This window comes from Selenomonas sp. oral taxon 149 str. 67H29BP (assembly GCF_000146365.1).
Lineage (GTDB): Bacteria > Bacillota > Negativicutes > Selenomonadales > Selenomonadaceae > Centipeda > Centipeda felix.
On the sequence record NZ_GL397087.1, the window covers coordinates 176,511 to 201,603 of the forward strand.

The window sequence follows — 25,093 nt, forward strand, 5'->3', positions numbered from 1 at the left end:
CTGTAAAGAGAGAAGAGGGTTCTGATGAAAAAAACATTGATGCAGCTTGCACAAGAGGAAGAGCAGAATTACTCTAGTCCGATTGTTGCAGCTAAAATCAACGGTGAAGTACGAGATATACAGTCAGAATATGATCATGATGATGAAATTTCATTTATCGAGCTAAATACTGCCCTTGGATGGAGAATCTATCAGCGCTCCATCCTCTTTCTCTTTATCGTGGCCGTATCCAATATGAACAAAGAAGCAGAGGTCGTCGCCGAGTTTACGGTCAATAAAGGCCTATATTGTGAAGTTAAAATCCCAGGACAATCCATCAATCCTCGATTAATTCAAGACATCGAACAAGAGATGCGGGGGATGATTGCAAACAACGTGCCTATTCTTAAACACGGTATTCCGCGTCAAGAAGCAATTGAACTCTTTCAGGCGCGCGGTAATAGGGGAAAAGCTGCACTGATTGCGTCACTTCCACACCCTATGATCAGTATATATACGTGCTGTAACTACCCGGATTATCTGTATGGAGCGATGCTCCCAGAGACAAAACTCCTCGGACAGTTTGCATTAGATGTGGAACAATCCGGTGTATTGATACGTACGCCAGATGAAATGACAGACGGGAAAATAAGAATACGTGTAGAACAGCCGAAGTTTGGACACATTCTTTCTGAAGCGAAGGAATGGGCGAGGATCTTGGAGTGCCCATATATCTCGAGTCTGAATCAGATCAATACAGAACATCGTATGGGAGAACTTATACGCGTATCTGAAGCATTGCAGGAGAAACGTATCGGACAAATTGCGGATCACATCGCTTCACATCGAAACAATATACGACTCATTCTGATTGCTGGACCATCATCTTCCGGGAAGACATCCTTTGCTCAGAGACTGCGGATACAGCTTCGAGTCAATGGGCTGCATCCCATTATGATCTCATTGGATGATTATTTTTTGAATCGTGAGGATACGCCTCGAAATGAAAAAGGACAGAATGACTATGAGTCGATTGACGCCATCGATACGGCTCTCTTCAATCGAAATATGCTGGAACTCTTAAATGGACATAGGGTACAAATCCCTTACTACAATTTTATTACAGGAAAGAGGGAATGGCATGACGATAATTTCTTGTTGATGAAAGAAGATCAACCAATTATTATTGAAGGAATTCATGGCCTGAATGAACGGCTTACGGCCGATATAGCACGAAAAAATAAATACAAAATATATATTAGTGCATTAACACAACTGAATATTGATGCGCATAATCGTATTCCGACTACAGATGTGCGGTTTCTTCGCAGATTGGTTCGAGATCATCAATTTCGTGGTGCGAAGGCCATTAAGACGATTAAGCAGTGGCCGGACGTCAGGGCGGGGGAGGAAAAATATATTTTCCCATTTCAGGAAGAAGCCGATGTTTTGTTCAATTCCGCGCTGATCTATGAAATTGGTGTGTTAAAAAAATATGCAGTACCTCTTTTAGAGGCGATAGGCAGAGGGGAAGAGGGATATACAGAAGCGCGATTGATTCTGCGTTTTCTTCAATATGTCGATGAAATTCATGACATCGATGATATCCCCAATAATTCCATCTTTCGAGAATTTATTGGAAAATCGGTATTCTTCAAGGAAAAATAAAAGAAGGCGGAACGCGACGAGTCGCGTTCCACCTTCTTTTATGTCTGAGCTTATTCTTTTACGTATGCTGTAATCGGCTTGTAGTGTGCCTTGAAGAACTCCTCTGCAACTTGCGGGAAGAGGGCATAGGAGAGAACATCCTCATCGGTCGGATTGAGATATCCCTTTCCTTTCAGTTCTTCCTTAAACTCGGCGAATGTCTTTGCCTTTGCATCTTCGATCGAGCAGTCTTCGATGATATCTTCCGGAGCAATCCCAAGTGTATCGGTCAGGAACTTACGATCGACCTCAACGGGGGTTCTGCCGAATTTTCCGCGAGCAAGATCCTTGAACTCATTCGGCACCATCTTGTAACGCTGGCCGCTCATAACGTTAAACGTTGCCATGGTTCCAACGATCTGCGAAGAGGGTGTAACGAGCGGCGGATAGCCGACATCTTTGCGTACGCGCGGCATCTCGTCGAGAAGATCCTGGTACTTGTCTTCCATGCCGGCTTCTTTGAGCTGGTTCGCAAGATTGGAAAGCATACCGCCAGGAATCTGGAAATCCAACACGTTCGGATTGACGTCAAAGTATCCCTTAAGGTTGAACGTCTTAATGAGATCCTGCTTTACCTTGAGGAAGTACTTGGAGATCGGCGTCATTGCCTGACGGTCAAGTCCGGTATCACGCTCTTCTCCTTCCAGCATCGCAACCATCGTTTCAGTACACGGCTGAGATGTGTCGCTGGAGAAGGGCGCCAGTGCTGTATCGATGATATCAACACCCGCCTCGATGGCTTTCAGATACGTTGCATGACCAAATCCAGAGGTGCAGTGTGTATGGAGATCGATGGGGATCTTCACCGCTGCTTTGAGCTTCTTGACCAGATCCTCAGCAACATATGGCTTCAGCAGGCCTGACATGTCCTTGATGCAGACGGAATGACATCCCATCTTCTCGAGCTCGACAGCCAATTCAACAAAGCTTTCGTTTGTGTGAACCGGGCTGATCGTATATACAAGGCAACCCTGGACATGCGGTTTCTCCGGGCATTTCAGAGCCGAATCAATAGCAACCCTCAGGTTGCGGATATCGTTCAATGCATCAAAGATGCGGAAGACACCGACGCCGTGTGCAGATGCTTTCTGGACAAATTTCTCAACAACATCGTTGGAATAATGATTGTATCCAAGCAGGTTCTGGCCACGAAGGAGCATCTGAATTGGCGTCTTAAGATTCTTCTTCAGAATATCCAAGCGCTCCCACGGGTCCTCATCGAGGAAGCGAAGGCATGTGTCAAATGTGGCACCGCCCCATGCCTCAAGAGCATTGTAGCCGATGGCATCAAGCGCCGCAAGCTGTGGAAGCATGTCCGAAATGCGCATGCGCGTTGCTACCAACGACTGATGTCCGTCGCGGAGGACAGTCTCGGTAATTTTGACCGGATTCTTTGCCATAAAAGAACACTCTCCTTGATTAAAACTATAATCTATAGTTATATAACCCAATATCTAAATTATAGTTTCAAATTGCGTTATTGTCAATGACAAGTTATAAGATTCACATATCTTTTGCTCCAGTTTTTCTTTATTTCACCAGCTATCCATAATTACCATTATAGATAGTTGAATAAAAGAAGAGTTACATATCTGGACGTATGCCTGTCTTACCGGCAAATTTATGATATTTTCCTCCGCTGTTTCTCCGCTTCAATTCTTCCAGTAGATCTTCCGGCGTCATGTTGTGATACGCCAACAAGACGAGACAGTGATACCACAAATCTCCCATCTCATAGAGGACATCTTCGCGAATGTTATTCTTGGAGGCAATGATCGTCTCTGCCGTTTCTTCGGCGAGTTTCTTCAGGATCTTATCCTGTCCTTTATCAAATAGATAGTTGGTATAGGATCCTTCGACTGGATGCAGGCGTCGGCTCTGAATGACCTGATAAAGGGACGCCAAAACTTCAGTCAATGGATGCTCTTCTTTTTCTGTTAGAGGGATAATACTCTTACTGTCTGCGTCATAGAGTTTACGGCCGCTAAAACATGAGTAGGTGCCTGTATGACACGCTACGCCTGACTGCTTGACACGCAGCAATATGGTGTCACCGTCACAATCGTAAGAGATTTCTTTTACGCGTTGGACATTACCTGATGTTTCGCCTTTTTTCCATAGTTTTTGGCGGCTGCGGCTGTAATACCATGCAAATCCGGTCTCTATTGTTTTTTCAAGCGATTCCCGATTCATATATGCCAGCATCAGGACTTGATTGTTTTCTTCCTGTACAATTGCCGGCACCAGCCCTCGGTCGTCAAATTGAATCATTGACATATCTACATTCATCATAATCGAACCCCCAGTCCATGTGACCTAAGATATGTTTTTACCTCTTCTATCGTGAACTCACCATAGTGGAACAGCGACGCAGCAAGAACAGCATCCGCTTTTCCTTTTGTGAGAACATCGTAAAAATGCTGCAGTGTTCCTGCTCCTCCGGAAGCAATCACAGGAACGTTAACGCTTTCTGATACAGCACGTGTAAGTTCTATATCATAGCCGTTTTTTGTCCCATCTGCATCCATGCTCGTCAGCAGAATTTCACCGGCTCCAAGACGTACTGCATCCTTTGCCCACGCTACACAGTCAAGTCCCGTTGCCGTACGCCCACCATTGATATACACTTCCCATGTATCTCTTCCGGTACGACGTGCATCGATTGCGGCGACAATACACTGACGGCCAAATCGTAAAGCACCCTCTCGGATCAATTCTGGATTTTTTACGCCGGCGGTATTGACTGCGGTCTTATCGGCTCCCGCCTTGAGTATATGCTGCATATCATCTAGGGTGCTTATTCCGCCGCCAACGGTGAGCGGAATGAATACCTCGGACGCACAGCTAGAGACGACGTGATCCATCGTCTTCCGTTTTTCATGAGATGCTGTGATGTCCAGAAATACAATTTCATCAGCACCTTCTTCATCGTATCGTTTGGCTAATTCGACAGGATCTCCTGCATCCCTTAGTCCAACAAAATTTGTTCCTTTGACAACTCGTCCGTCTTTGACATCCAGACATGGGATGACACGTTTTGCAAAGGTTGTTTGCATGATGATATCAATCCTTTCGAAAGATACACGTATATGTCAGCGCGATGCTGCAATTGCTTCAGTGAGCGATAGTGTTCCTTCATAAATGGATTTTCCGACAATCACCCCGATGATGCCATCACATTCCCTTTTCTTGAGTTTCTCAATATCGCTGATGGATTTCACTCCGCCCGAGGCAATCACCTTGATCCCGGAGGAACGAGCCAAATGTGCCGTTTCTGTGACGTTCACACCGGAAAGTGTCCCATCACGTGATATATCAGTATAGATGATCGTCTCCAGACCAAATGCGCCGAGTTTTTTCGCAAGCTCTACTGCCGATATGCCGCCTGATTTTTCCCATCCATCCGTTGCGACAATTCCCTTCTTCGCATCAATGCCAACGACGATACGATTTCCGTATGAGCTGCATGCCTCCTGTACCAGTTCCTCTTTATGCACGGCAACAGAGCCTAAGATAACACGCGAAACGCCGATGGAAAGGAGACGATCAATCGATTCCATTGACCGTATGCCGCCTCCGACCTCAACGGGTATTGTCACCGCCTGAAGAATACGCTTTATCGCGTCCATATTCTGCGGCTCTCCAGCAAGAGCTCCATCCAAGTCGACGACGTGAAGAAATTCTGCACCTTCTCCTTCCCAGCGAAGAGCAATTTCTTCGGGATGTTCACTGTAGATCGTTTCTTGTTTGAAATCTCCTTTAACAAGGCGGACACAGTTCCCGCCGCGTAAATCAATAGCAGGGAGAATCAGCATAAAAACCCTTCCTATCAACAGTTTGCAAAATTTCTTATCATCGCCAGCCCAATTTTCCCGGATTTTTCCGGATGAAACTGCGTTGCCATGATGTGGTTGGAAGCAATCGATGCGGTGATCTTCTCTCCATAGCAACATGTCGATGAAATCATCGAAGGATCTGAAGGAACCGCATGGTAGCTGTGTACAAAATAAACATAAGAGGCATCCGGGATGTTTTTGAGCAGTCCACTCCTCCTATAATTCTCTTCGATATGCACGGCATTCCAGCCCATATGCGGTATTTTCTCATTTTTTGCACAGATTTTTTTCACATGTCCGCGCAGTAGTCCCAGCCCCTGCACATCCGGTGATTCCTCACTGCCCTCAAATAGGATCTGAAGCCCAACACATATTCCAAGGAGCGGTACTCCTTCGGCAATACGCTCTTTTAGCAAAGGAACCAGTCCCGACGCATTGAGTCTTGTCATGCAGTCTCCAAATGCACCCACGCCTGGCAGGACAATTTTATCTGCAGATGTAAGATCCTCTGCTCTTTCGCTTACACATACCTCTGCTCCGATTGCCGAAAATGCTTTTTCGACACTAAATAAATTACCTGCCCCATAATCTATTACGGTAATCATGTACTCTCCTTACAGAAGCCCCTTCGTGGAAGGAATCTCGTCACCTGCTCGTGCGTCCTTCTCTATGGCAATACGCAGTGCATGTGCAAGTGCTTTGAACACGGCTTCTACACGGTGATGTGAATTTTTTCCGTATAAAATTTTCACATGAAGTGTGATTCCTGCATGGGTGGAAAAAGCACGCAGAAACTCCTCGGTGAGTTCTGTGTCATAGGTTCCGATCATCGGCGTCATTGGCTCAGTTCCCGGGTCATAACACAAAAACGGACGTCCACTGATGTCCAAGGAGACCATTGCCAACGTTTCGTCCATTGGCAGGAAGAAGGTACCGTATCTGGAAATACCACGCTTTTCTCCAATGGCTGTCCGAAATGCATCACCTATGCTGATGCCGATATCCTCCACCGTATGATGTCCATCGACCTCGATATCCCCATGACACGTAACAGTCAAATCGACACGAGCATGTGCAGCAAACAGCGTGAGCATGTGATCAAAAAATCCAATCCCCGTATCAATATGAGATGTTCCGCTGCCGTCGAGCTCCATGGATACAACGACATCGGTCTCCGCTGTTGTCCGATGAATCTCTGCGTGTCGTGTACTCATGTACGTGCCTCCACATAATCTTTTATTGCGCGAAAAATGGCGTCATTTTCATCGGGTCTTCCCATGGAAATGCGCAGCGTATCCTCCAGCCGAGGTGCATTGTGAAAACTACGCACGCCAATTCCCTGATGGATCAATTCATCATTTAGCGCGCATGCTCCTGCATAATGAATCAGGATAAAATTAGTATATGACGGATATACCGTTACACCGCGCAGATGTTTGTATTTTTCCTGCATACGATCACGTTCTCCGCAGATCATCTGGATCTGCGGTTCAAATTCAACGCGCATTTGAAAGACTGTGTCTGCCGTGGTCAAGGATAACGTATTGATATGATACGGCATATATGTTTTCGCAGCCATGTCAATGATATCGCGATGTGCCAACATATAGCCGACACGACACGAAGCCAAGGAATAGGCCTTGGAGAAGGTACGTGCAATCATCAAGTGGTCATATTTTTTTAGAAGCGAAACGGCACTCTGATCACAGAATTCTGTGTATGCCTCATCAATGAGAAAAGCGCAGCGAATTCGCCCGGCAATATAATCTATGGTTTCAATCGACAGAACATTGCCAGTGGGGTTGTTTGGATTACAAAGAACGGCAAGGGATGCATTGTTTTGATTTACGGTCTGAATGAATGCATCTGCATCAAGAGAATAATCCTCTTGCAGCGGGACAACCACATCCTGCGCCCCGGATGCAGCTGCATAGATTTTATACATAGAAAAGGAAGGAGCCGGGTAAACGATCTTATGCGTGGCATCACCACCAAAGGCATAGAATATCTTTTCAATGATCTCACTGGATCCATTTCCAAGAATAACGTTCTCTTTCCCCAATCCGTAGGCGCATCCAATCTGTTCACATAACATATCGTATTCCAGATTCGGATAGCGTTGGAATGTAACGCGTGATAATCGGGAAAGCACACGTTCCTCGACCAATGGAGGAAGTCCAAGGTTCGATTCATTGGCATTTACTTTGATCTTCCAATCCTGTTCTGTCGTGTCATAGGATGGCATGCGATCCAATCCGTTTCGGTAGTTCAACATATATTGTCTCTCCTTGTCCGAATGGCTCTTGCATGGGCTTCCAGCCCCTCTGTTTCTGCCAGACGGATGATGTCATCACTCACTTCATCAAGCGCTTTTTTCGTATAAGATATGATGCTGGTTCGCTTCATAAAGGTTTCTACATTGAGGACGGAATAAAACCGCGCTGTTCCTCCTGTCGGAAGGACATGATTCGGTCCTGCGAAATAATCCCCCAATGGCTCCGGAGAATACGCGCCAACAAAGACGGCGCCTGCACATCGGATCTCTGGAAGTAAGTGAAAGGCATCCTTTACGAGAAGTTCAATATGTTCAGGTCCAGAATAGTTCGCAAGATGAACGGATTGCTGAATATTTTCCGTCACGATGATGCGTCCGTTGCGTTCCAGTGAAGCAGACGCAGTCTCCCTGCGCGGCAGACTCTGCAGCTGATCTTGTATTTCACAGTGAACGTTCGATGCCAAGTCCGCGCTATCGGTGATTAAGATGCTGGATGCCAGAGGGTCATGTTCGGCCTGGCTGAGCATATCTGCCGCAATATATTTTGGAGAAGCCTCCGCATCCGCTAGAATCAGAATTTCACTGGGGCCCGCGAGCATATCGATATCTACATGCCCGTATACTTCTTTCTTCGCCAAGGTGACAAAAAGATTCCCAGGACCCGTGATTTTATCGACACGAGGGATACTTTCTGTTCCGTATGCCATAGCGGCAATGGCTTGTGCGCCGCCAACTCTGAATATTTTCTTGATGCCAAGCATGTGTGCTGCGGCCAATACATATGGATTGAGAATGCCGCCTTTGGTCGGAACTGACATAATAATGTCATCAACGCCAGCGACAATGGCAGGTATGGCGTTCATGAGCACAGATGACGGATACGCCGCCGTCCCTCCCGGAACATAAATTCCAACACGCGAGAGTGGAATCACTTCCTGCCCCAAGATCGATCCATGGGCGCGATAGGTCATCCACGATTTCGGCTTTTGTTCTTCGTGAAAGGCGAAGATATTCTTTGCTGCCCGCTCCAGTGAAGCAAGAACGGCTGCATCCACCTGATCCGCTGCCGCCTGTAACTCTGATTCAGACACCATAATGTCCTTGCTGTTTAGGTCAAGACCATCCAGTAATTTAGTATAACGAAGAAGTGTTTGATCCCCCCCACTACGTACATCACGAACAATGCGATGAACCAATTCACTTGCGGTCAGGTCTTCGCCGAAAATCTCTTGATTCTTCGCCCGCATGGACGCCCCCAGCTCAATTTCGTCAAAGGCTTTTTTCGTGAGCTGTAATTCAGCCTCTTTTATTCCGACATCAGCAACAGAAATTATCTTCATAGGATTTCCCCACTCTCTATGATTGGTCTCAGGTTATTGACAATCTCATTGATTCGATGAAATTTCAGTTTGAAGCTCACGCGGTTGACAATAAGGCGTGCACTCACATCCAAGATGTGTGCGATCTCTTCCAGATCGTTTTCTGCCAGCGTCGTTCCCGTTTCAACAATATCTACGATGCTCTCGGACAGCCCAACAATGGGACCGAGTTCAATGGAGCCGTTTAACTTGATGTACTCCATCTGCATCCCCTGCCTTGCAAAAAAACTTTCTGCAATATGAGGGTATTTGGTTGCGACTCTTGTATAGGAGTAATCGAGCAAACGTCGACGCTTTTCCTTTTGGGGAACAGCCATCATCAAATGACATTTTCCAAAGCCAAGATCCAAAATTTCATACACATCTTTTGGGGATTCCAGCAGAACATCCTTCCCTATGATTCCGATATCCGCAGCGCCATATTCGACATAGGTCGGAACATCCGATGTTTTGGCAATGATAAATCGTACCTTTAGATCTCCATTTTCGATGACAAGTTTACGAGATTTTTCACTCAGGTGATCCGCTGAAAGTCCAACACGATGAAGAAGATTCTTAGAGATGGTAAACAATTTCCCTTTTGGCAAAGCTATCGTCAAATAATCATTCATGTAATTTTCCATAGAAAACAGCTCCAATCCTTTAGTCCATTAAAGAACTAATATGAGCACATACTAGCACTTAAATTCATGATGGTCAATGCTTAAAAAAGGATTTTTCCGGGGAATCTAGAATAATCCCTATGCAAAGGATTCATTTTATGAGAAGGAGATGCAGATGACGCTTCAGATATTATCATTTATTCAATTAAGTGATTCACAAAAGGATCTCATCCATAAAAGCGGCGACTGCCATATTAACTGTCTGCGCCCCAAAGAAGCTGCTGTTCATTTTGGACAAATCGACGTCCTCTTGGGATATGATGCGCAGATGGATATGGATGCATTTCTTCCACAAATGCCCAATTTAAAGTGGATCCATACATACAGTGCTGGTGTAGAGCGTCTTCTTTCCAACGAGAACTTCCGACGTTCCGATATTTTGTTGACCAACTCACGCGGGATTCACGGTATTCCCATGGCTGAACACATCCTCGGGACGATGCTCTCGTTCAGCCGCTGTCTCATCGAAGCGTGGGAGAATCAAAAAGCACACCAGTGGAAGAGGCTCACAGCCCCTGATGAGCTCTATGGGAAGACTGCTGCTGTCGTTGGCCTAGGAAGCATTGGTCGAGAGGTGGCAAAGCATCTAAAGAACGTTGGAATGCGTGTCGTTGCCGTCAAGCGAAAGAAAACGACCGAGCCGTTTGTAGATGAACTGTTCGACACGGAGCATCTGGGAGAGGCGTTGTCCAAGGCAGATTATGTGATCGTTGCACTTCCTCTGACTCCACAGACACATCAGCTCTTTGACAGCAGAGCATTCAATATGATGAAGGAGACTGCATTCTTTATCAACGTATCCAGAGGTGACGTGGTCAATGAAGACGACCTTGTTGATGCCCTGTCCTCAAAGCGGATTCGTGGGGCTTCCTTAGACGTATTTGCAGAAGAACCACTGCCGGAGGATTCACCGCTATGGGATGTGGAAAATCTTTATATCACTCCACACCACTCATCAATCTCCCCCATGTATCTGGATCGTTCTCTCAAAATTTTCCGCAACAATTTGCAAATCTTTCCGCAGCGAATTGGAATGCTCAATGTCGTAGATAAGATGCGCGGATATTAATGGCATGATTCTCCACGGCGCACCTCCCTGCGTCCCGTTTTTTCCTCGTTACGACCAAATGAACTGATAGCATAAGCTCAGTTCTCTCCATCAGCTTCCTTCAGAATAGCCAGCACCAGTGGATCCTCCGGTGCTGGTTTTTTTTGATGCTGTGAGATGATTTCTGCTTCTTTTATCGCTCCTATTTTCCGCAATTTATTTGCCCCAAGGATGGGATGGTATTGGCAGATATACAGCGCTGTACCAATTCTTCCACGATGTCCGTTCGTTTCCCGGATAAAGTACTCAACAAGATGTGGAAGGAACCGATACACAAGGACAGACAGTACCTTCCCCCATACATCAGCCATCCCCTTTTCGCGCCCGATATCATGCAATAGTGCACATCGCGTCAACAGGATATACGCATCGGAATGGACGACGTCATATTGCAGATATTTTTTTTGCGCACTACGTGCGACACGCCATGCATGAAATTGATCCGCTTCGTGCATGGCATAAAACAGCTTCTGCTCTTCTTTGGATAAGTAGCAACGAACGAATGTGTTTGCCTCTGCATCCAAACGTCCGAATACAGCATATAGAAACTGCCGTATACGCTGTATCATGCGAAATACTCAAAAGCAACGTATCCCTTTTGTTTTCCTGAGGATGCCGCTTCATTCTTTGTCTGCGGAACGACAGCAAGCTCTACGACATTGCCCTCATTTCGGAGGGCTTTTGCACGTGTGATCGCCGACTGGATCTGACCTTCCCCATATCCGATATATACGTCCTTCTGTGCCATTTGTGCATTGACGTTCTGTCGCTTTCGTGCCAGTATAACACGTTCCATCCCAAGGGCGAATCCGGTCGCAGGCATTGGAGCTCCATATTTCCCCAACAGATCATCATAGCGGCCTCCCCCGCACAAAGGAAAGCCAAGTCCCGGGGAGTATCCCTCAAAGACCATGCCCGTATAATAGTGAAAATCGCGAATTACGCCAAAATCAAAATGCACGTAGTCTGCCAAGTGATAGTCTTTCAGGATCGAGTATATTTCCACCAAATTATTCGTTGCATGTTGACTTTCTTGGTTCAATGGGAGTTTGTAAATATGTTCAATGACATCCTCCTTTCCATTCAAAAGAGGAATACTCTTTAGGAGCTCTTTAGAGGCAGAAGAGATAGCAAGTGTGTCAATGAGCTGATTCGTTTGCACAATGTCGTGAGATTCCATCGCATTCTTTAATGCTTCACGATGTGCATCATCGATCCCAAAGGCCGTCATCATTCCTTTGAGGAAGTTCACCTGCCCAATATGAATCTGGAATTCCTTGATCCCACATGCCAGAACAGCCTCGATGGCAAGCGCAATGATCTCTGCATCTGCTGCCGCAGTATTGCATCCCATCAACTCTACACCTGCTTGATGGAACTCGCATTGACGACCTTCCTGCGTCTGTTCAATGCGAAATACGTTGCCGATATACGATAATTTAAGCGGTGCAGGAAGATCTTTTAATCGACTGCTGACCAAACGCGCAATCGGCGTTGTCATTTCATTGCGCAAGGCAAGAAGTCTATTTTTATTGCCAGAAAGAATAAAGAGGTCATTCTCTTCCTGAATGCGCGAAACAAGAGTTTCCAAATGCTCGATTGTCGGCGTAGCGATCTCGTCATATCCCCATGAGGAAAAGATCTGCGATAGAATTTGATCGAGATAACGCATTTCAATGACATCAGCAGGAAGCAGATCTCTTGTCCCATATGGGGTTTCTAGGATAGCGTTTTTAGCATTCATCTGTATCTCCTCCGTCCGCATTCACCGAAAGACATCCATTCTTCAGAACGAGTGTGTATCCATCTGCACCGTAATTTAGGCAGCGCTTCACACGACTGATTGTTGCCGTGCTTGCACCTGTATGGGCAACAACCTCATCATAGGTATTCCCCCCATATAACATACGGGCGACATCAAGTCTTTGTGCCATAGCACGAAGTTCGCCAATGGTGCAAAGATCTTCAAAAAATTGATAGCATTCATCAACAGTCTGCAGAGAGAGAACCGCACGAAACAACTGATCAGTGGAAGGATCCTTTCGTCTTTGATCTATCATTTGCCGTTTCCTTTCATAGTATGTTCAGCAACAGTATAGCATAGATTCATGCTCACGAAAAGAATGAACAAAACATACATTCCCTACAAAGAAAAGTATAATTCGATTTGATCCGTCTGATGAAGATCAGACCAATCCGTGTTCGGCATAGAGACGGAAATTAAGACAGGGACATCTTCCTCTCCTGAATCATCTGCGGGGGTGATATCTTCTACCGTACCTTCCCTCTTTATTCCATCGAGTGAATAGGTAACGATTTGCCCGAGATAGATTTGTTTTGCCGTATCGGAGGAGACTTCTGCTTCGATTCGTATACGATCCGTGCATTCTATTTCCATAATGTTGCTGTCCGGTTCGAGGACATCTCCATTCTGAACATATAATTGAGAAACGACGCCATCCCATTTTGCATAGATATCAGTGGATGAAGATGGTTCTTTTGCTTTTTTTAACAGTGTTTCTGCCTGGTTTAATTGATCTTCTGCGCCTTTTAGCGCTGCAGAGTTGAACACTCTCGATGAAGTTCCCCTATTTTCTTGCACGGAAGACTGTATTTCCTCATACGCCCGAATCGCTTCCTCTTTTTTTGCTGCACTGACCGCCCCCATCTCATATAACGCAGACATACGTTCCACTTTACTGCGTGCAGCATCAACAGCTTCGTTGGAAATCGGTGAAATCTCTGGCTGATCAGAAACAGCTGCACCAGCGCGAAGCTGGTTAACATTGTTTTGAGCGAGTGTCACGCTCTGCTGTAAGCGTTGAATGTCCTCGTCAGAAAAAGTCTTTTGTACTGTTACTAGGAGATCTCCTTGTTTTACATGATCTCCGGTGCTGACATGGAGTTCCTGTACCATCATGCGATCCGAAGACTGCAGGTATTTTTTTTCGTAGGAAATATACGCTTGAGAAACATGAAAGCCACTGCTCGTACCTTTTGCATAAATCAATATGCCAGAGGCCAAAAGGATCATGCAGATAAATACAATAAGATAACGAATACTTTTTCCCTTGATTTTTTGTGTTATATCCTGTTCCATGTCTCTGCCTTCTAAAAAAGGGCTGTCAGCACGTGACAGCCCGATCATCATGGTTGTATTATTTTCCTGCCTGCTGACGTATGATAAGAACTGCATCGTCAAAGGCCTGCGACAAGTTTTGCGGTATTTTTCCCCCCGCCTGTGCCATGTCGGGGCGTCCACCACCGCCTCCGCCAACGGCTTTAGCAGCCGCCTTAATGATGTTGCCGGCATGGGCACCATAGGCTACAGCATCTTGGTCTGCCTTAACGACAAGATTCACCTTATCGTTGTCCGCCATACCAAGAACGACAATGCCCGCACTGAGCTTTTCACAGGCGAGATCTGCAATATTGCGAAGCTCCTCCATGGAATACACATTTACTTTTCCAACAATGACGTGGAATTTTCCAATTTCCTGGACATCTGACAGCAGTTTTTGTGCGTCTGCTTGATCACGAGAGTCCGCATAAGTACGTAACTGCTCCTGCATATTCTTCTTCTCGTCGATCAGTTTATCGACTTGCGTGGGCAGGTCTCCCGCCTTTACTTTCAGCCGCTGAGAAAGTGTACGGATCAGCGCATCCGTTTCTGACACATACTGATATGCCGCACGGCCGGTAATTGCTTCGATACGACGTACGCCTGCAGCAACACCAGATTCGCCAATAATCTTAAAAAGACCGATCTGTCCTGTGTTGGATACATGAGAACCACCACACAGCTCGATGCTGAAATTCGGAACCTCAACCACACGGACAATATCGCCGTACTTCTCTCCAAAGAGAGCCATTGCACCGCGTTCTTTCGCCACTGCAATTGGCATCGTCGAAATATCGAGATCGATTGAGCTAAGAATTTCTTCGTTGACCAAATCCTCGATATCCTGCACCTGCTGCTGTGTCAAAGGTTCAAAATTCGTAAAATCGAAGCGAAGTCGTTCAGGTGTCACCAAAGACCCTGCCTGATGCACATGATCTCCGACAATTCTCTGAAGTGCTGCCTGAAGAAGATGTGTTGCTGTATGATTACGTGCAGATGATAGCTTATGCACCTCATCCAGCTGGATTTGAACTGTCTCTCCGCGCTGAATCTGACCTTCCTCAACGTACGCCAGATGATAAACCGTCCCATCAGGAAGTCTTTTCGTATTACGGATAACAATTCGTCCGACATCACTGAGGAGAAGCCCAGCATCTCCCACCTGTCCGCCGCCCTCCGCGTGGAACGGCGTGGTGCTCAGGATGATTCCGGCGCTTTCTCCATCATGCAGCATGTCGACCAGAGTTCCATCACGCCAAATAGCGACAACGTTGGCCTCACGCACCTCTGCATTTTCGGTCAGGGCTGATGTATCCAATCCGGAAAGATCCGGAACAGCCACAGCCTGGTTCTCAGCCCGTGCACTTCTTGCCCGGTTGCGCTGTTTTTCCATCTCCTGCACAAATCCGGCATCATCCAACTTGAGGCCATTCTCATGAAGAATTTCCTCAGTAAGTTCACGGGGAAATCCGTAGGTATCATAGAGTTTGAATCCGACTTCTCCGGGAAGTATCTGCTGGGCATTCGCTTTCAGCGTGTCGATCTCTTCATTCAGGAGATCAATGCCCTGGACGAGTGTCGCAGCAAACCGTTCCTCTTCAATGCGTATGACACGCCTAATGTATTCCTCTTTCGATACAAGTTCGCTAAAGTCTTTTACATCACCAAAGATTTCGATGACAGCATCAACCGCTCCGTCCAGGAATGGCTTTGTGATGCCCAACATCCGTCCATGACGAATCGCACGCCGTATCGTACGTCGCAACACATATCCTCTTCCCTCATTGGAGGGCAGAATGCCGTCCATGATCATAATGACAACAGAACGCGCATGATCGGCAATGACCTTGAGGGATATATCTTTTTGTGGATCAGCACCATACTCCGTCTGAGATACATTGGCAGCATACTCGATAACAGGATAGAGCAAATCTGTCTCGAAATTCGTCTTCTTATTTTGTACGACAGAAGCAAGACGCTCAAGTCCGCAGCCCGTATCGATGTTTTTATGGGCAAGGAGGTTATACTCACCATCCTCGGTGCGATCATATTGCGTAAAGACGAGATTCCAGATTTCGAGGAATCGATCACAATCGCATCCTACACTGCAGGTCGGACTGCCACAGCCACGTTCCTCTCCAAGATCAATATATATCTCAGAATCAGGCCCGCATGGCCCCGGGCCGATCTCCCAGAAATTATCTTCCAACGGGACAATATGATCCGGGGAAAGACCAGGCTGCTCCAACCAAATCTGTCGTGCTTCGTCATCGTTTGGATAGATGGTTACCCAAAGCTTCTCTTTGGGCAGTTCGATGACTTCGGTCAGAAACTCCCATGCCCAAGGAATCGCTTCTTTCTTGAAATAGTCTCCAAAGGAGAAGTTTCCAAGCATCTCAAAAAATGTCTGATGCCGCGCTGTACGTCCGACGTTTTCGATATCTCCTGTACGCACACAGCGCTGACAGGTAACGATGCGATGACGCGGCGGCTTTACCTTACCGGTAAAAAAGGGCTTGAGGGGTGCCATGCCAGCACCGATCAAAAGCAGCGTCGGGTCATTCTCCGGGACAAGAGAATAGCTTGGCAAACGAAGATGTCCCTTCTTCTCTGCAAAAAAATTAAGATATGCTTCCCGCAGTTCTTTTCCCGTCATATATTTCAATTCAATCGCCCTCCCAACATCATTTCGTTTGTAAGTATAGCACATTTCATCGGAAAAATATATTACATCAGACTTTTAACCAATTCCATGGCCTGTTCCTGTGACATGAGGATTTCTCTCGGTTTATTTCCTCCCCCGCTCGGGCCAATGATACGCAGTTCCTCCATCGTATCCACCAGTCGTGCCGCTCTGGAGTATCCAACACGAAATCTCCTCTGTATACTGGACGATGATGCCTGCCCCGTGGACATGACTAGCTCTACGGCATCCGGAAGAAGTTTGTCCTGCTTGACGAGGAATTCGTCCTCTTCGGAAGAATCATCTTCTCTGGAGTCATTCTCAATAAAGTCAATGAGCTCTTCGTTTTCACTGACCTCTTGTCCTTGTGAGCGGATGTAGTCCAGAAGCATTTCAACTTCCTCGTCACTGATAAACGCCCCCTGCACACGAATCGGTTTGGGCGCTCCCTGTGGGGAAAAGAGCATATCACCCTTACCAAGCAAAGTTTCTGCACCGCCGCGATCCAAAATCGTACGGGAATCGACCTGTGAGGAGACTGCAAACGAGATACGGGAAGGAAGATTCGCCTTGATGATGCCCGTAATAACATTGACGGACGGCCGCTGTGTCGCTAGAATCATGTGGATTCCGGCGGCACGCGCTTTTTGCAGGATTCTGCAAATGGAATCTTCCACATCGCGCGGGGATACCATCATAAGATCTGCCAGCTCATCAATCACGATGACGATGAACGGCATCTTTTCGTCGGCATAACGACGATTGAACGACTTGATGTCACGCACACTATGTGATGCAAAGACAGCGTATCGTTTCTCCATCTCCTGCACAGCCCAATTCAGTACGGATGACGCCTTCTTAGGATCCGTCACAACGGGAACCATGAGGTGTGGGATTCCATTGTAATTAGAAAGTTCGACCATTTTCGGATCGATAAGGATGAACTTAACTTCATCCGGAGCAGCTTTGAACAGAATGCTGGAAATCAGCGTATTGATGCATACCGATTTACCTGAACCAGTAGCCCCGGCAACCAACAGATGCGGCATTTTCCCAATATCTGCAAAGATCGCCTGCCCGCTGATATCCATGCCAAGACCAACGGTCAGCTTTGACTTCGCCTCTTGGAAAGCAGGATTCTCCAAAACATCACGCAGCTGGACACTTTCCAAGATACGGTTTGGAATCTCAATACCAATGGCAGCTTTTCCCGGCACCGGTTCGATACGAACCGATGTTGTGGCAAGCTGTAAAGCGATATCTTCAGCCAAATTCGTGATTTTGCTCACCTTCACCCCGGGAGCAGGTTCCAAATCATAACGCGTTACGGCAGGACCGTGACATGCACTAATTACCTTTGCATTCACATGAAAGCTCTCCAGCGTCTGTTGGAGCGTATGTGCATTTTCTTCGATTTCTTGGTCAAGTGACTCATTCTCTTTCTTCACATGCTTAGAAAGTATATGCGTGACTTTAGGAAGTATATAAGCTGTTTGCCCTGCTGTCTCGGCGTTCGAGGAGCTAATCTGCGCAGAATACATTGCCGTAGCTGCCTCAGTATCGTCCTGTCGCACCTCTTCGTCTGACGGATCCTGTTCCTCTGCGTCGGATATCGTTTCGTCTGTTTCCTCGATTTTATCTTCCGCAATTTTTAGCGCATCAACGACCTGCTCGTGCGACGCAGATGGAATTTTCTCCGGTAAGTGTTCTTCGCTTTTTTGTATGGAGAATCGAATGGGTGTGTTCTCGTGTTCTTGTTTCAGCGTTGTCAAATAGGCGCCGGAACTTGTCTCCTTCTCTGCTACCATGCTTTCCATGGGAGAGGCGACAGGAACAGGTTCTTCCTCGGCGATAGGCGTATGTATTTCCAGATCCGCTGACACGCTGTCATGCATCTTTTCTTCGGTGTCATCTGGATGATGTTTCGGATCCTCCATCTGACTGTGCTGCTCTACAAAGAGTGGGTCTTTTTCCTGATTGTACGGCATCGTGTCGGTCATCTGATGGACCATCTGCGTTGTCCGCTGCTCAAATTTTTCTGCGACTGTTCCAATTGTCTCACGTGTCGTGTGAAGGGCAGCCCCCGCCGCCTGAGCACTTTTCTTTGCCTGTTCACGCGTTTTCATATAGCCGGATGCCAACGACCATGTCGTCGATAAGAGAATCGAACCGACAACGAATGTACCCAATAGAATGACCGCACCGTCTACTCCGAAGAGAGCGCGCAACACAAATAAAACACCCCCGCCAAGAAGTCCACCACCTTCCGAAAGACTTTGCGGAAGAATCTCTTCACCCACGGGAATGACGAAATGATGCCATATTGCCAAAAGGGAGATGAATAAACCAATCACACCGAAGAACTTTTTGGTGTACTGTACGCCGCGATGATGTGTGATATATTGTGTACTGATCAGCAGAACGATAAGGATGGCAAAGAATGCCCCCCAGCCAAATAGATAACGAAATATATCAGCAAAAAAGAATCCAACGAATCCCACGTTAAGACCGAGCAGCCCTATGCCGGAGATCAGTGCGAAGGAAAGCAGTATAAGACCGATGAGTTCGTATTTCCGTCCTGATCCATTGGTCGTCGTATTTCCACGTTTTGCAGAAACAGATTTAGACGGTCGCCGACCAGAACTTTTCTTTTTCAAAAAGAATCCCCCCATATCATATTATGCCTCCGTTCTTGACAGAACGGAGGCATAACACATACCCCATTGATCTGGGAAACAGTATACTATTTTGTCAGTCGATCTGCAACCCTTTGCGCCTCATAGAGGATACGCTCTTCATCAAGTGTTGTCAAAGTGCCCTTTTCCATCAGAAGTGAGCCATTGACCATCACTGTGTCAATCGATGAGGACTTCGCCGAATAGGCAAGAAGAGAAGCCGGATGATAACATGGCGTCCACTCCGCACCGTGCATCGAGAAGAGCACGATATCTGCTTTATCCCCCTTCTGAAGCTTGCCAACACGAGGAAGGGACAGTGCTTGAGCACCATATTCCGTCCCCATTTTTATGGCGGTCAATGCCGGGACAGCCAACGGATCTAACGTATTTACCTTATGAAGGAGCGCCGCCAGCTGGATCTCATCGAGCATATCCAGATTATTGTTGCTGGATGCGCCATCTGTGCCGAGTGCAACGCAGATACCCTCTGTCAGAAGTCGTGGAACAGGTGCCGTTCCGCTCGCCAGCTTCATATTGCTGCCCGGGTTGTGTGCCACACGAATGTGATACTTTTTGATGATATCAATGTCCTCATCATCCAAATGCACACAATGTGCTGCAAGCGTTCCGTTTTCGAAGAGACCGGTAGAAGCAACATGGGCAAACGGGCGTCTCCCGTATTTCTTCAAGCAATCTTCAACTTCTCCGATGGTCTCTGACATGTGGATGTGAACCTCAGCACCGAGAGACTGTGCTTTTTCAGCGACTTTTTTTAGATAGTCCGGCGGACATGTATAAAGTGCATGAGGACCAAACATGATCGTGATACGTCCATCTGCTGTGCCGTGGAAATTCTCGTAAAGATGCGCGTTTTCATCGAGTTTTTGCTCAGCATCGGGAGCAAGCCCGATGAGCCCTCTGGATAGTACGCCGCGCAAGCCGGAAATCTCAACGACTTCAGCAACACGTTCCATATCCGGACCATACATATCGGCAAACGTCGTTGTTCCGCTGCGAATCATCTCGACAGCAGCAAGCATCGCGCCCCAGTATATATCATCTGAGCAAAGCTTTGCCTCTATTGGCCATATCATCTGCTGCAGCCAGTCCATTAGCTTCATGTCATCTGCGTAACTGCGGAGCAGTGTCATCGAAGCATGTGTATGGGCATTGACAAATCCTGGAACGGCAAAGTGTTTCGTTCCATCGATCACTTTCTGTACGCTGAAGTCATCAGGAACATCACCGACAGAAAAGATTTCATCGTTGGCGACGGCAATATTGACAACATCCGTTGTCCCATCCGGGAGAAGTGCCGTTACATTCTGAATCAGCGTATTCAAGGTATATCTCCTTATGCCAAGCCAAGATAGCTCTTCTGGTCTGCACTGAGTTCATCGATTGCGATACCAAGCGATTTCAGTTTGATATTTGCAATCTCCACGTTGATCTCCTCCGGCATGAGATGAACGCCTTTTTCCATTTCCCGTCCATGACGAATCAAATGAAGGGCTGAGAAAAATTGAACGCCGAAGGAAAGATCCATGATCTCTGCCGGGTGTCCATCCCCTGCTGCGAGGTTGACCAGGCGCCCTTCTGCCAAGAGGTAGAGGCGTCGACCATCCTTCTGAACAAATTCGCGGATATTTTCACGCACAACAGCATTCGATACAGAGGCTTCGGTCAGTTCCGGAATGTTGATTTCAACATCAAAATGACCTGAATTTGCCATCATCGCGCCATCCTTCATCACATCAAAGTGATGCTTTCTAAGAATGTCTTTATTGCCTGTCAGTGTTAAGAAGATATCGCCAACCTTTGCCGCCTCATCCATCGGCATGACTCTGAATCCATCGAATACGGCTTCAATTGCTTTGATTGGATCGACTTCCGTAATGATAACGTCTGCCCCTAGGCCGCGTGCACGCATTGCACCGCCTTTGCCGCACCATCCGTAACCCGCGATGACCACAGTCTTTCCAGCAATGACCAAATTTGTCGTACGCATGATGCCGTCCCAAGTGGACTGCCCCGTTCCATATCGGTTGTCAAACAAGTATTTGCAGTATGCATCATTAGCAGCAATCATCGGGAACTCAAGTTTTCCCTGTCGCGCCAATGCATGAAGGCGATGAACGCCCGTCGTGGTTTCCTCTGATCCGCCAATCAGCGACGGAAGCAGTTCGCGCCGTGTGGTATGAAGCATATCGACCAAATCACCGCCGTCGTCGATGACAATATCCGGGTGTATATCGAGCGCCTTGTTCAGGAATTCGGCATACTCCTCATCGGTACAGCCATGCCATGCAAATACGTGGATACCTTCCTCAACCAGCGCTGCAGCAACGTCATCCTGCGTGGACAGAGGGTTGCTCCCCGTCACGGCAACGTCTGCTCCGGCATGCTTAAAGATCGTGGCCATGTATGCCGTCTTTGCCTCTAAGTGCAGCGTGATAACCATCTTAATCCCTGCAAACGGCTTCGTCACGGAATACTCTTTATCTGCAGCCGCCATGACAGGCATAAAGCGCTTTACCCAGTCAATTTTTGCATGACCGGACGGTGCCAATTTAATATCACGAATCATGGATGTCATTACATTCATCTCCTCTAGTTTTCAATTCCCTTACGCGCGTCAACACCATGTCGGTAGTAGTGCCGCACCTCTTCCATATTGGTGATCAGATCTGCCCGATCCTGAAGCCATGAAGGAGCATTTCGCCCCGTGCAGACGACCTCTGTCTCCACAGGAACAATATCCAACAGTGCTTCCATTTGCTCTCGCTGAATCAGTCCAAACGAGAGTGCCACATTGATCTCATCCAAAATGACGAGATCAAAGACCTGTTTGCGCAGGAGTTCGGTGACATGCTCCATGCCGTCAACCATCATAGCAAGATAGTCATGTGGTGGTTGTCCGTGTGGAAAAATGACGAGATCATCCCCAAAAGCAAGCCTCGTCTTTTCGTCCACCATCCCTTCCTCAGCAATAAAGAAGGGCTTTCCCGTTGTCTCCAGCATCATATTCGCTAAGTCCTTTAGAATATGCTGCTCTGCGTATGCAAGGCTTTTCATAAACTGCATCATGTATACACGATGCCCAGCCCCTAAAGAACGAATTGCCAATCCAATTGCAGCGGTCGTCTTCCCCTTACCGTTTCCGGTGTAAACTTGAAGCATTAGAGCAGTACCTTGTGACTGACGTTGATACGCCCTTTTTCATCGATTTCGACGACCTTGACTTCAAGTTGATCGCCAATATGAACAACATCCTCAATGTTTTCAACGCGGTGCTTGGCAAGCTGAGAAATATGACAGAGGCCTTCCTTTCCAGGGAGGAGTTCGACAAATGCCCCAAACTTCAAGAAACGCGTCACGCGCCCGGTGTAAACCTCTCCCACCTGTACTTCACGGACGATATCCTCAATCATCTTGCGTGCGAGATTCATGGCCTCTGTGTTGGGAGAGGTAATAAAGATATTCCCATCTTCATGGATGTCGATATCCACCCCGGTCTCATCGATGATTTTGCGTACGACCTTACCGCCGGTACCAATGACATCACGTATTTTCTCAATATCGATGGTAATTGTTTCTACGCGCGGTGCATAAGGCGAAAGTTCTTCTGCCGGCTTATCGATACACTCAAGCATTTTGGAGAGAATAAAGGCTCTTCCCTTCTTTGCCTGTTCAAGCGCTGAGGCAAGAATATCTCTCGTGATCCCGGCGATCTTAATATCCATTTGAATGGCTGTAAGCCCCTTCGATGTGCCAGCCACCTTAAAGTCCATATCTCCAAGAGCATCTTCCATCCCCTGTATGTCCGTCAGGATGGAATAGTCATCACCATCGCGCACCAAGCCCATCGCCACACCGGAGACTGGACGCTTAATGGGGACACCGGCACACATAAGGGAGAGTGTGCTTCCACACACGCTGCCCATCGAACTGGAGCCATTGGATTCCAATATTTCTGAGACCAGCCGTATGGTATAGGGGAAATCCTCAATCGATGGAATCATCGGAAAAAGAGCGCGTTCCGCCAACGCTCCATGACCGATCTCACGGCGTCCGGGACTTCGCATGGGGCGTGCTTCTCCAACACTGTAGCCAGGGAAATTATAATGATGCAGGTAGTGTTTGGTTGTCTCAGGGCCAAGTCCGTCGATGATCTGCTCATCACCAATAGCCCCCAATGTCGTTACCGTGAGCACTTGCGTCTGACCTCTGGTGAAAAGGCCTGAGCCATGGACACGCGGCAGAATGCCAACTTCACAGCTGACCGGACGAACTTCATCCAAGGCACGCCCATCCGGACGTATCTTCTCGTGCGTAATCATATGGCGCACGATTCCCTTCTCGATATGGTACAGGATCTGGGCAATTTCCTTCACAGCATCCGGGTATTCCTCAGCGAAATGGGCTATGGTCTCTTCCTTGATGGCAGAAATATCTGCATCACGGGAAAGTTTATCGCTGTTTCGCGTTGCAGTGTCGAGACGAGCTTCTGCATAGGAGCGCACTTTTTCTTCGAGTTCTTCGGATACTTTGAATACAGAAGGAATCTGTTTCTCTTTCCCACAGGCCTGTTGTATGTTCTGTTGGAACTCGACTAGTCGCCGAATCTCTGCATGTCCAAAAAGGATAATAGCATCCAAAACAATTTCTTCCGGCAGCTCGTTTGCTCCGGCTTCCACCATCATGACAGCATCGTATGACCCCGCGACGGTTAAGTTCAAGTCAGAGTCAGCGCGCTGCTCCTCTGTCGGATTGATGACAAATTCACCATTGATATAACCAACGCGCACTCCGGCAATCGGACCCATAAAGGGGATGTCAGACACCGTCAGGGCACAAGAGGCGCCGAACATCGCTGCGATTTCAGGAGGATTGTCCTGTTCCACGGAAAGAACCGTGGCTACAATCTGTACGTCATTGCGAAATCCATCCGGAAACAGCGGACGGATGGGACGGTCAATCAAACGCGCACAAAGGACAGCATCGCTGCTGGGACGTCCTTCCCGCTTGATAAAGCCACCTGGAATCTTTCCTGCGGCATACATCTTTTCTTCGTAGTCTACGGTTAATGGGAAGAAATCCACGCCTTCCCTTGGTGCTTTTGATGCTGTGGCTGTTACTAATACAACAGTATCACCATATCGAACTAAAACAGCACCGTTTGCCTGCTTCGCCATTTTTCCATGTTCGACCGTCAGTTTACGTCCGCCCAGGTCGATCTCGAAACTCTGCATAGTACCCTCCTCGGATTCTCACATACGCGTACAGTTAATCCATTCGACAAAACATTGCAGAATCCTTGTTTTCACAATAAAAAAGGACGGGAATCCCCCGTCCTGTGTTTTTGCTCCGCTAAGAAGTTACTTGCGAAGATTAAGTTTCGTGATGATGGAGCGATACCGCTCAATATCCGTCTGATAGAGATATCCAAGAAGACGACGACGATGTCCGACCATCTTCAGTAGACCACGGCGTGAATGATGATCCTTTTTATGCTCTTTCAGATGCTCAGTGAGATACTGAATGCGGGCAGTTAAAACAGCGATCTGTACTTCAGGAGAGCCCGTATCCCCCTCGTGCACTGCATATTTCTTGATAATGTCTTGCTTCTGTTCCTGTGTGATCATAAAAAATCCTCCTCATAAAA

Annotated in this window: 22 protein-coding genes; 2 read left to right on the forward strand and 20 right to left on the reverse strand. The window is 47.2% G+C overall.

Features of this window, described 5'->3' with window-relative positions; all coding sequences use genetic code 11:
• The first annotated feature begins 24 nt into the window (after positions 1–24).
• Positions 25–1,647, forward strand: coding sequence for a nucleoside kinase (locus HMPREF9166_RS00895; RefSeq protein WP_009442151.1), 1,623 nt, complete (start codon positions 25–27; stop codon positions 1,645–1,647).
• Between the two features lie 50 nt (positions 1,648–1,697).
• Here the strand turns inward: HMPREF9166_RS00895 and HMPREF9166_RS00900 are convergent, their stop codons facing one another.
• The 9 genes from HMPREF9166_RS00900 to hisG form a co-directional block, all read right to left on the reverse strand.
• A complete protein-coding gene (locus HMPREF9166_RS00900; RefSeq protein ID WP_006689472.1) occupies positions 1,698–3,086 on the reverse strand; it encodes a pyruvate carboxylase subunit B in 1,389 nt (462 codons plus the stop codon).
• Positions 3,087–3,270: 184 nt separating this feature from the next.
• Positions 3,271–3,975, reverse strand: a complete 705-nt coding sequence (hisIE, locus tag HMPREF9166_RS00905) for a bifunctional phosphoribosyl-AMP cyclohydrolase/phosphoribosyl-ATP diphosphatase HisIE (RefSeq protein WP_039981499.1) — start codon at positions 3,973–3,975, stop codon at positions 3,271–3,273.
• Positions 3,975–4,742, reverse strand: coding sequence for an imidazole glycerol phosphate synthase subunit HisF (hisF, locus tag HMPREF9166_RS00910; protein ID WP_009442153.1), 768 nt, complete (start codon positions 4,740–4,742; stop codon positions 3,975–3,977). The genes hisIE and hisF overlap by 1 nt, the downstream gene beginning before the upstream one ends.
• A 36-nt stretch (positions 4,743–4,778) precedes the next feature.
• Complete coding sequence (gene hisA, locus HMPREF9166_RS00915; protein WP_009442154.1) at positions 4,779–5,501, reverse strand: 1-(5-phosphoribosyl)-5-[(5-phosphoribosylamino)methylideneamino]imidazole-4-carboxamide isomerase; 723 nt, start codon at positions 5,499–5,501, stop codon at positions 4,779–4,781.
• A gap of 14 nt (positions 5,502–5,515) precedes the next feature.
• Entirely contained in the window at positions 5,516–6,127 is a 612-nt protein-coding gene (hisH, locus tag HMPREF9166_RS00920) for an imidazole glycerol phosphate synthase subunit HisH (RefSeq protein WP_009442155.1), read from the reverse strand.
• Between the two features lie 9 nt (positions 6,128–6,136).
• Positions 6,137–6,736 carry an imidazoleglycerol-phosphate dehydratase HisB gene (hisB, locus tag HMPREF9166_RS00925; RefSeq protein ID WP_009442156.1) on the reverse strand — a complete coding sequence of 200 codons (600 nt, stop codon included), beginning with the start codon at positions 6,734–6,736 and terminating at the stop codon, positions 6,137–6,139.
• Positions 6,733–7,797 (reverse strand): histidinol-phosphate transaminase, encoded by a 1,065-nt coding sequence (gene hisC / locus HMPREF9166_RS00930; RefSeq protein ID WP_009442157.1) that lies wholly within the window; start codon positions 7,795–7,797, stop codon positions 6,733–6,735. The genes hisB and hisC overlap by 4 nt, the downstream gene beginning before the upstream one ends.
• A complete protein-coding gene (gene hisD / locus HMPREF9166_RS00935; RefSeq protein WP_009442158.1) occupies positions 7,791–9,137 on the reverse strand; it encodes a histidinol dehydrogenase in 1,347 nt (448 codons plus the stop codon). Before hisD ends, hisC begins: the two co-directional genes overlap by 7 nt.
• Positions 9,134–9,799, reverse strand: a complete 666-nt coding sequence (hisG, locus tag HMPREF9166_RS00940; RefSeq protein WP_009442159.1) for an ATP phosphoribosyltransferase — start codon at positions 9,797–9,799, stop codon at positions 9,134–9,136. Before hisG ends, hisD begins: the two co-directional genes overlap by 4 nt.
• Positions 9,800–9,953: 154 nt before the next feature.
• Here hisG and HMPREF9166_RS00945 point away from each other — a divergent pair, with 154 nt between their 5' ends.
• On the forward strand, positions 9,954–10,907 hold the full coding sequence (locus HMPREF9166_RS00945) for a D-2-hydroxyacid dehydrogenase (protein ID WP_039980782.1): 954 nt from the start codon (positions 9,954–9,956) through the stop codon (positions 10,905–10,907).
• Between the two features lie 77 nt (positions 10,908–10,984).
• On the opposite strand, the gene HMPREF9166_RS00950 is transcribed toward HMPREF9166_RS00945, so the two are convergent.
• From HMPREF9166_RS00950 to rpsO, 11 genes are all read right to left on the reverse strand, one after another.
• A complete protein-coding gene (locus tag HMPREF9166_RS00950; protein WP_009442161.1) occupies positions 10,985–11,515 on the reverse strand; it encodes a hypothetical protein in 531 nt (176 codons plus the stop codon).
• Positions 11,512–12,711 (reverse strand): ATP phosphoribosyltransferase regulatory subunit, encoded by a 1,200-nt coding sequence (hisZ, locus tag HMPREF9166_RS00955; protein ID WP_009442162.1) that lies wholly within the window; start codon positions 12,709–12,711, stop codon positions 11,512–11,514. Before hisZ ends, HMPREF9166_RS00950 begins: the two co-directional genes overlap by 4 nt.
• Entirely contained in the window at positions 12,680–13,006 is a 327-nt protein-coding gene (locus tag HMPREF9166_RS00960; protein WP_009442163.1) for a YerC/YecD family TrpR-related protein, read from the reverse strand. The genes hisZ and HMPREF9166_RS00960 overlap by 32 nt, the downstream gene beginning before the upstream one ends.
• 83 nt (positions 13,007–13,089) lie before the next feature.
• Positions 13,090–14,046 carry an HlyD family secretion protein gene (locus HMPREF9166_RS00965; RefSeq protein ID WP_039981501.1) on the reverse strand — a complete coding sequence of 319 codons (957 nt, stop codon included), beginning with the start codon at positions 14,044–14,046 and terminating at the stop codon, positions 13,090–13,092.
• Positions 14,047–14,104: 58 nt separating this feature from the next.
• A complete protein-coding gene (alaS, locus tag HMPREF9166_RS00970) occupies positions 14,105–16,723 on the reverse strand; it encodes an alanine--tRNA ligase (protein WP_254655040.1) in 2,619 nt (872 codons plus the stop codon).
• Between the two features lie 71 nt (positions 16,724–16,794).
• Positions 16,795–19,422 (reverse strand): DNA translocase FtsK, encoded by a 2,628-nt coding sequence (locus HMPREF9166_RS00975; protein ID WP_009442166.1) that lies wholly within the window; start codon positions 19,420–19,422, stop codon positions 16,795–16,797.
• Between the two features lie 71 nt (positions 19,423–19,493).
• A complete protein-coding gene (locus HMPREF9166_RS00980; RefSeq protein WP_009442167.1) occupies positions 19,494–20,771 on the reverse strand; it encodes an amidohydrolase in 1,278 nt (425 codons plus the stop codon).
• A gap of 11 nt (positions 20,772–20,782) precedes the next feature.
• Complete coding sequence (locus HMPREF9166_RS00985; RefSeq protein ID WP_039980784.1) at positions 20,783–22,024, reverse strand: adenosylhomocysteinase; 1,242 nt, start codon at positions 22,022–22,024, stop codon at positions 20,783–20,785.
• Between the two features lie 14 nt (positions 22,025–22,038).
• Positions 22,039–22,608, reverse strand: a complete 570-nt coding sequence (locus tag HMPREF9166_RS00990; protein ID WP_009442169.1) for a cob(I)yrinic acid a,c-diamide adenosyltransferase — start codon at positions 22,606–22,608, stop codon at positions 22,039–22,041.
• Positions 22,608–24,680, reverse strand: coding sequence for a polyribonucleotide nucleotidyltransferase (locus HMPREF9166_RS00995; RefSeq protein WP_009442170.1), 2,073 nt, complete (start codon positions 24,678–24,680; stop codon positions 22,608–22,610). The genes HMPREF9166_RS00990 and HMPREF9166_RS00995 overlap by 1 nt, the downstream gene beginning before the upstream one ends.
• A gap of 126 nt (positions 24,681–24,806) precedes the next feature.
• Complete coding sequence (gene rpsO / locus HMPREF9166_RS01000; RefSeq protein ID WP_009442171.1) at positions 24,807–25,073, reverse strand: 30S ribosomal protein S15; 267 nt, start codon at positions 25,071–25,073, stop codon at positions 24,807–24,809.
• Between the last annotated feature and the right edge of the window lie 20 nt (positions 25,074–25,093).

Excerpts from the sequence above, each read along its gene's own strand:
- HMPREF9166_RS00895 (WP_009442151.1), top strand. The coding sequence starts at position 25 with ATGAAAAAAACATTGATGCAGCTTGCACAAGAGGAAGAGCAGAATTAC.
- HMPREF9166_RS00900 (WP_006689472.1), bottom strand. The coding sequence starts at position 3,086 with ATGGCAAAGAATCCGGTCAAAATTACCGAGACTGTCCTCCGCGACGGA.
- hisIE (WP_039981499.1), bottom strand. The coding sequence starts at position 3,975 with ATGAATGTAGATATGTCAATGATTCAATTTGACGACCGAGGGCTGGTG.
- hisF (WP_009442153.1), bottom strand. The coding sequence starts at position 4,742 with ATGCAAACAACCTTTGCAAAACGTGTCATCCCATGTCTGGATGTCAAA.
- hisA (WP_009442154.1), bottom strand. The coding sequence starts at position 5,501 with ATGCTGATTCTCCCTGCTATTGATTTACGCGGCGGGAACTGTGTCCGC.
- hisH (WP_009442155.1), bottom strand. The coding sequence starts at position 6,127 with ATGATTACCGTAATAGATTATGGGGCAGGTAATTTATTTAGTGTCGAA.
- hisB (WP_009442156.1), bottom strand. The coding sequence starts at position 6,736 with ATGAGTACACGACACGCAGAGATTCATCGGACAACAGCGGAGACCGAT.
- hisC (WP_009442157.1), bottom strand. The coding sequence starts at position 7,797 with ATGTTGAACTACCGAAACGGATTGGATCGCATGCCATCCTATGACACG.
- hisD (WP_009442158.1), bottom strand. The coding sequence starts at position 9,137 with ATGAAGATAATTTCTGTTGCTGATGTCGGAATAAAAGAGGCTGAATTA.
- hisG (WP_009442159.1), bottom strand. The coding sequence starts at position 9,799 with ATGGAAAATTACATGAATGATTATTTGACGATAGCTTTGCCAAAAGGG.
- HMPREF9166_RS00945 (WP_039980782.1), top strand. The coding sequence starts at position 9,954 with ATGACGCTTCAGATATTATCATTTATTCAATTAAGTGATTCACAAAAG.
- HMPREF9166_RS00950 (WP_009442161.1), bottom strand. The coding sequence starts at position 11,515 with ATGATACAGCGTATACGGCAGTTTCTATATGCTGTATTCGGACGTTTG.
- hisZ (WP_009442162.1), bottom strand. The coding sequence starts at position 12,711 with ATGCGGACGGAGGAGATACAGATGAATGCTAAAAACGCTATCCTAGAA.
- HMPREF9166_RS00960 (WP_009442163.1), bottom strand. The coding sequence starts at position 13,006 with ATGATAGATCAAAGACGAAAGGATCCTTCCACTGATCAGTTGTTTCGT.
- HMPREF9166_RS00965 (WP_039981501.1), bottom strand. The coding sequence starts at position 14,046 with ATGGAACAGGATATAACACAAAAAATCAAGGGAAAAAGTATTCGTTAT.
- alaS (WP_254655040.1), bottom strand. The coding sequence starts at position 16,723 with ATGACGGGAAAAGAACTGCGGGAAGCATATCTTAATTTTTTTGCAGAG.
- HMPREF9166_RS00975 (WP_009442166.1), bottom strand. The coding sequence starts at position 19,422 with ATGGGGGGATTCTTTTTGAAAAAGAAAAGTTCTGGTCGGCGACCGTCT.
- HMPREF9166_RS00985 (WP_039980784.1), bottom strand. The coding sequence starts at position 22,024 with ATGACATCCATGATTCGTGATATTAAATTGGCACCGTCCGGTCATGCA.
- HMPREF9166_RS00990 (WP_009442169.1), bottom strand. The coding sequence starts at position 22,608 with ATGCTTCAAGTTTACACCGGAAACGGTAAGGGGAAGACGACCGCTGCA.
- HMPREF9166_RS00995 (WP_009442170.1), bottom strand. The coding sequence starts at position 24,680 with ATGCAGAGTTTCGAGATCGACCTGGGCGGACGTAAACTGACGGTCGAA.
- rpsO (WP_009442171.1), bottom strand. The coding sequence starts at position 25,073 with ATGATCACACAGGAACAGAAGCAAGACATTATCAAGAAATATGCAGTG.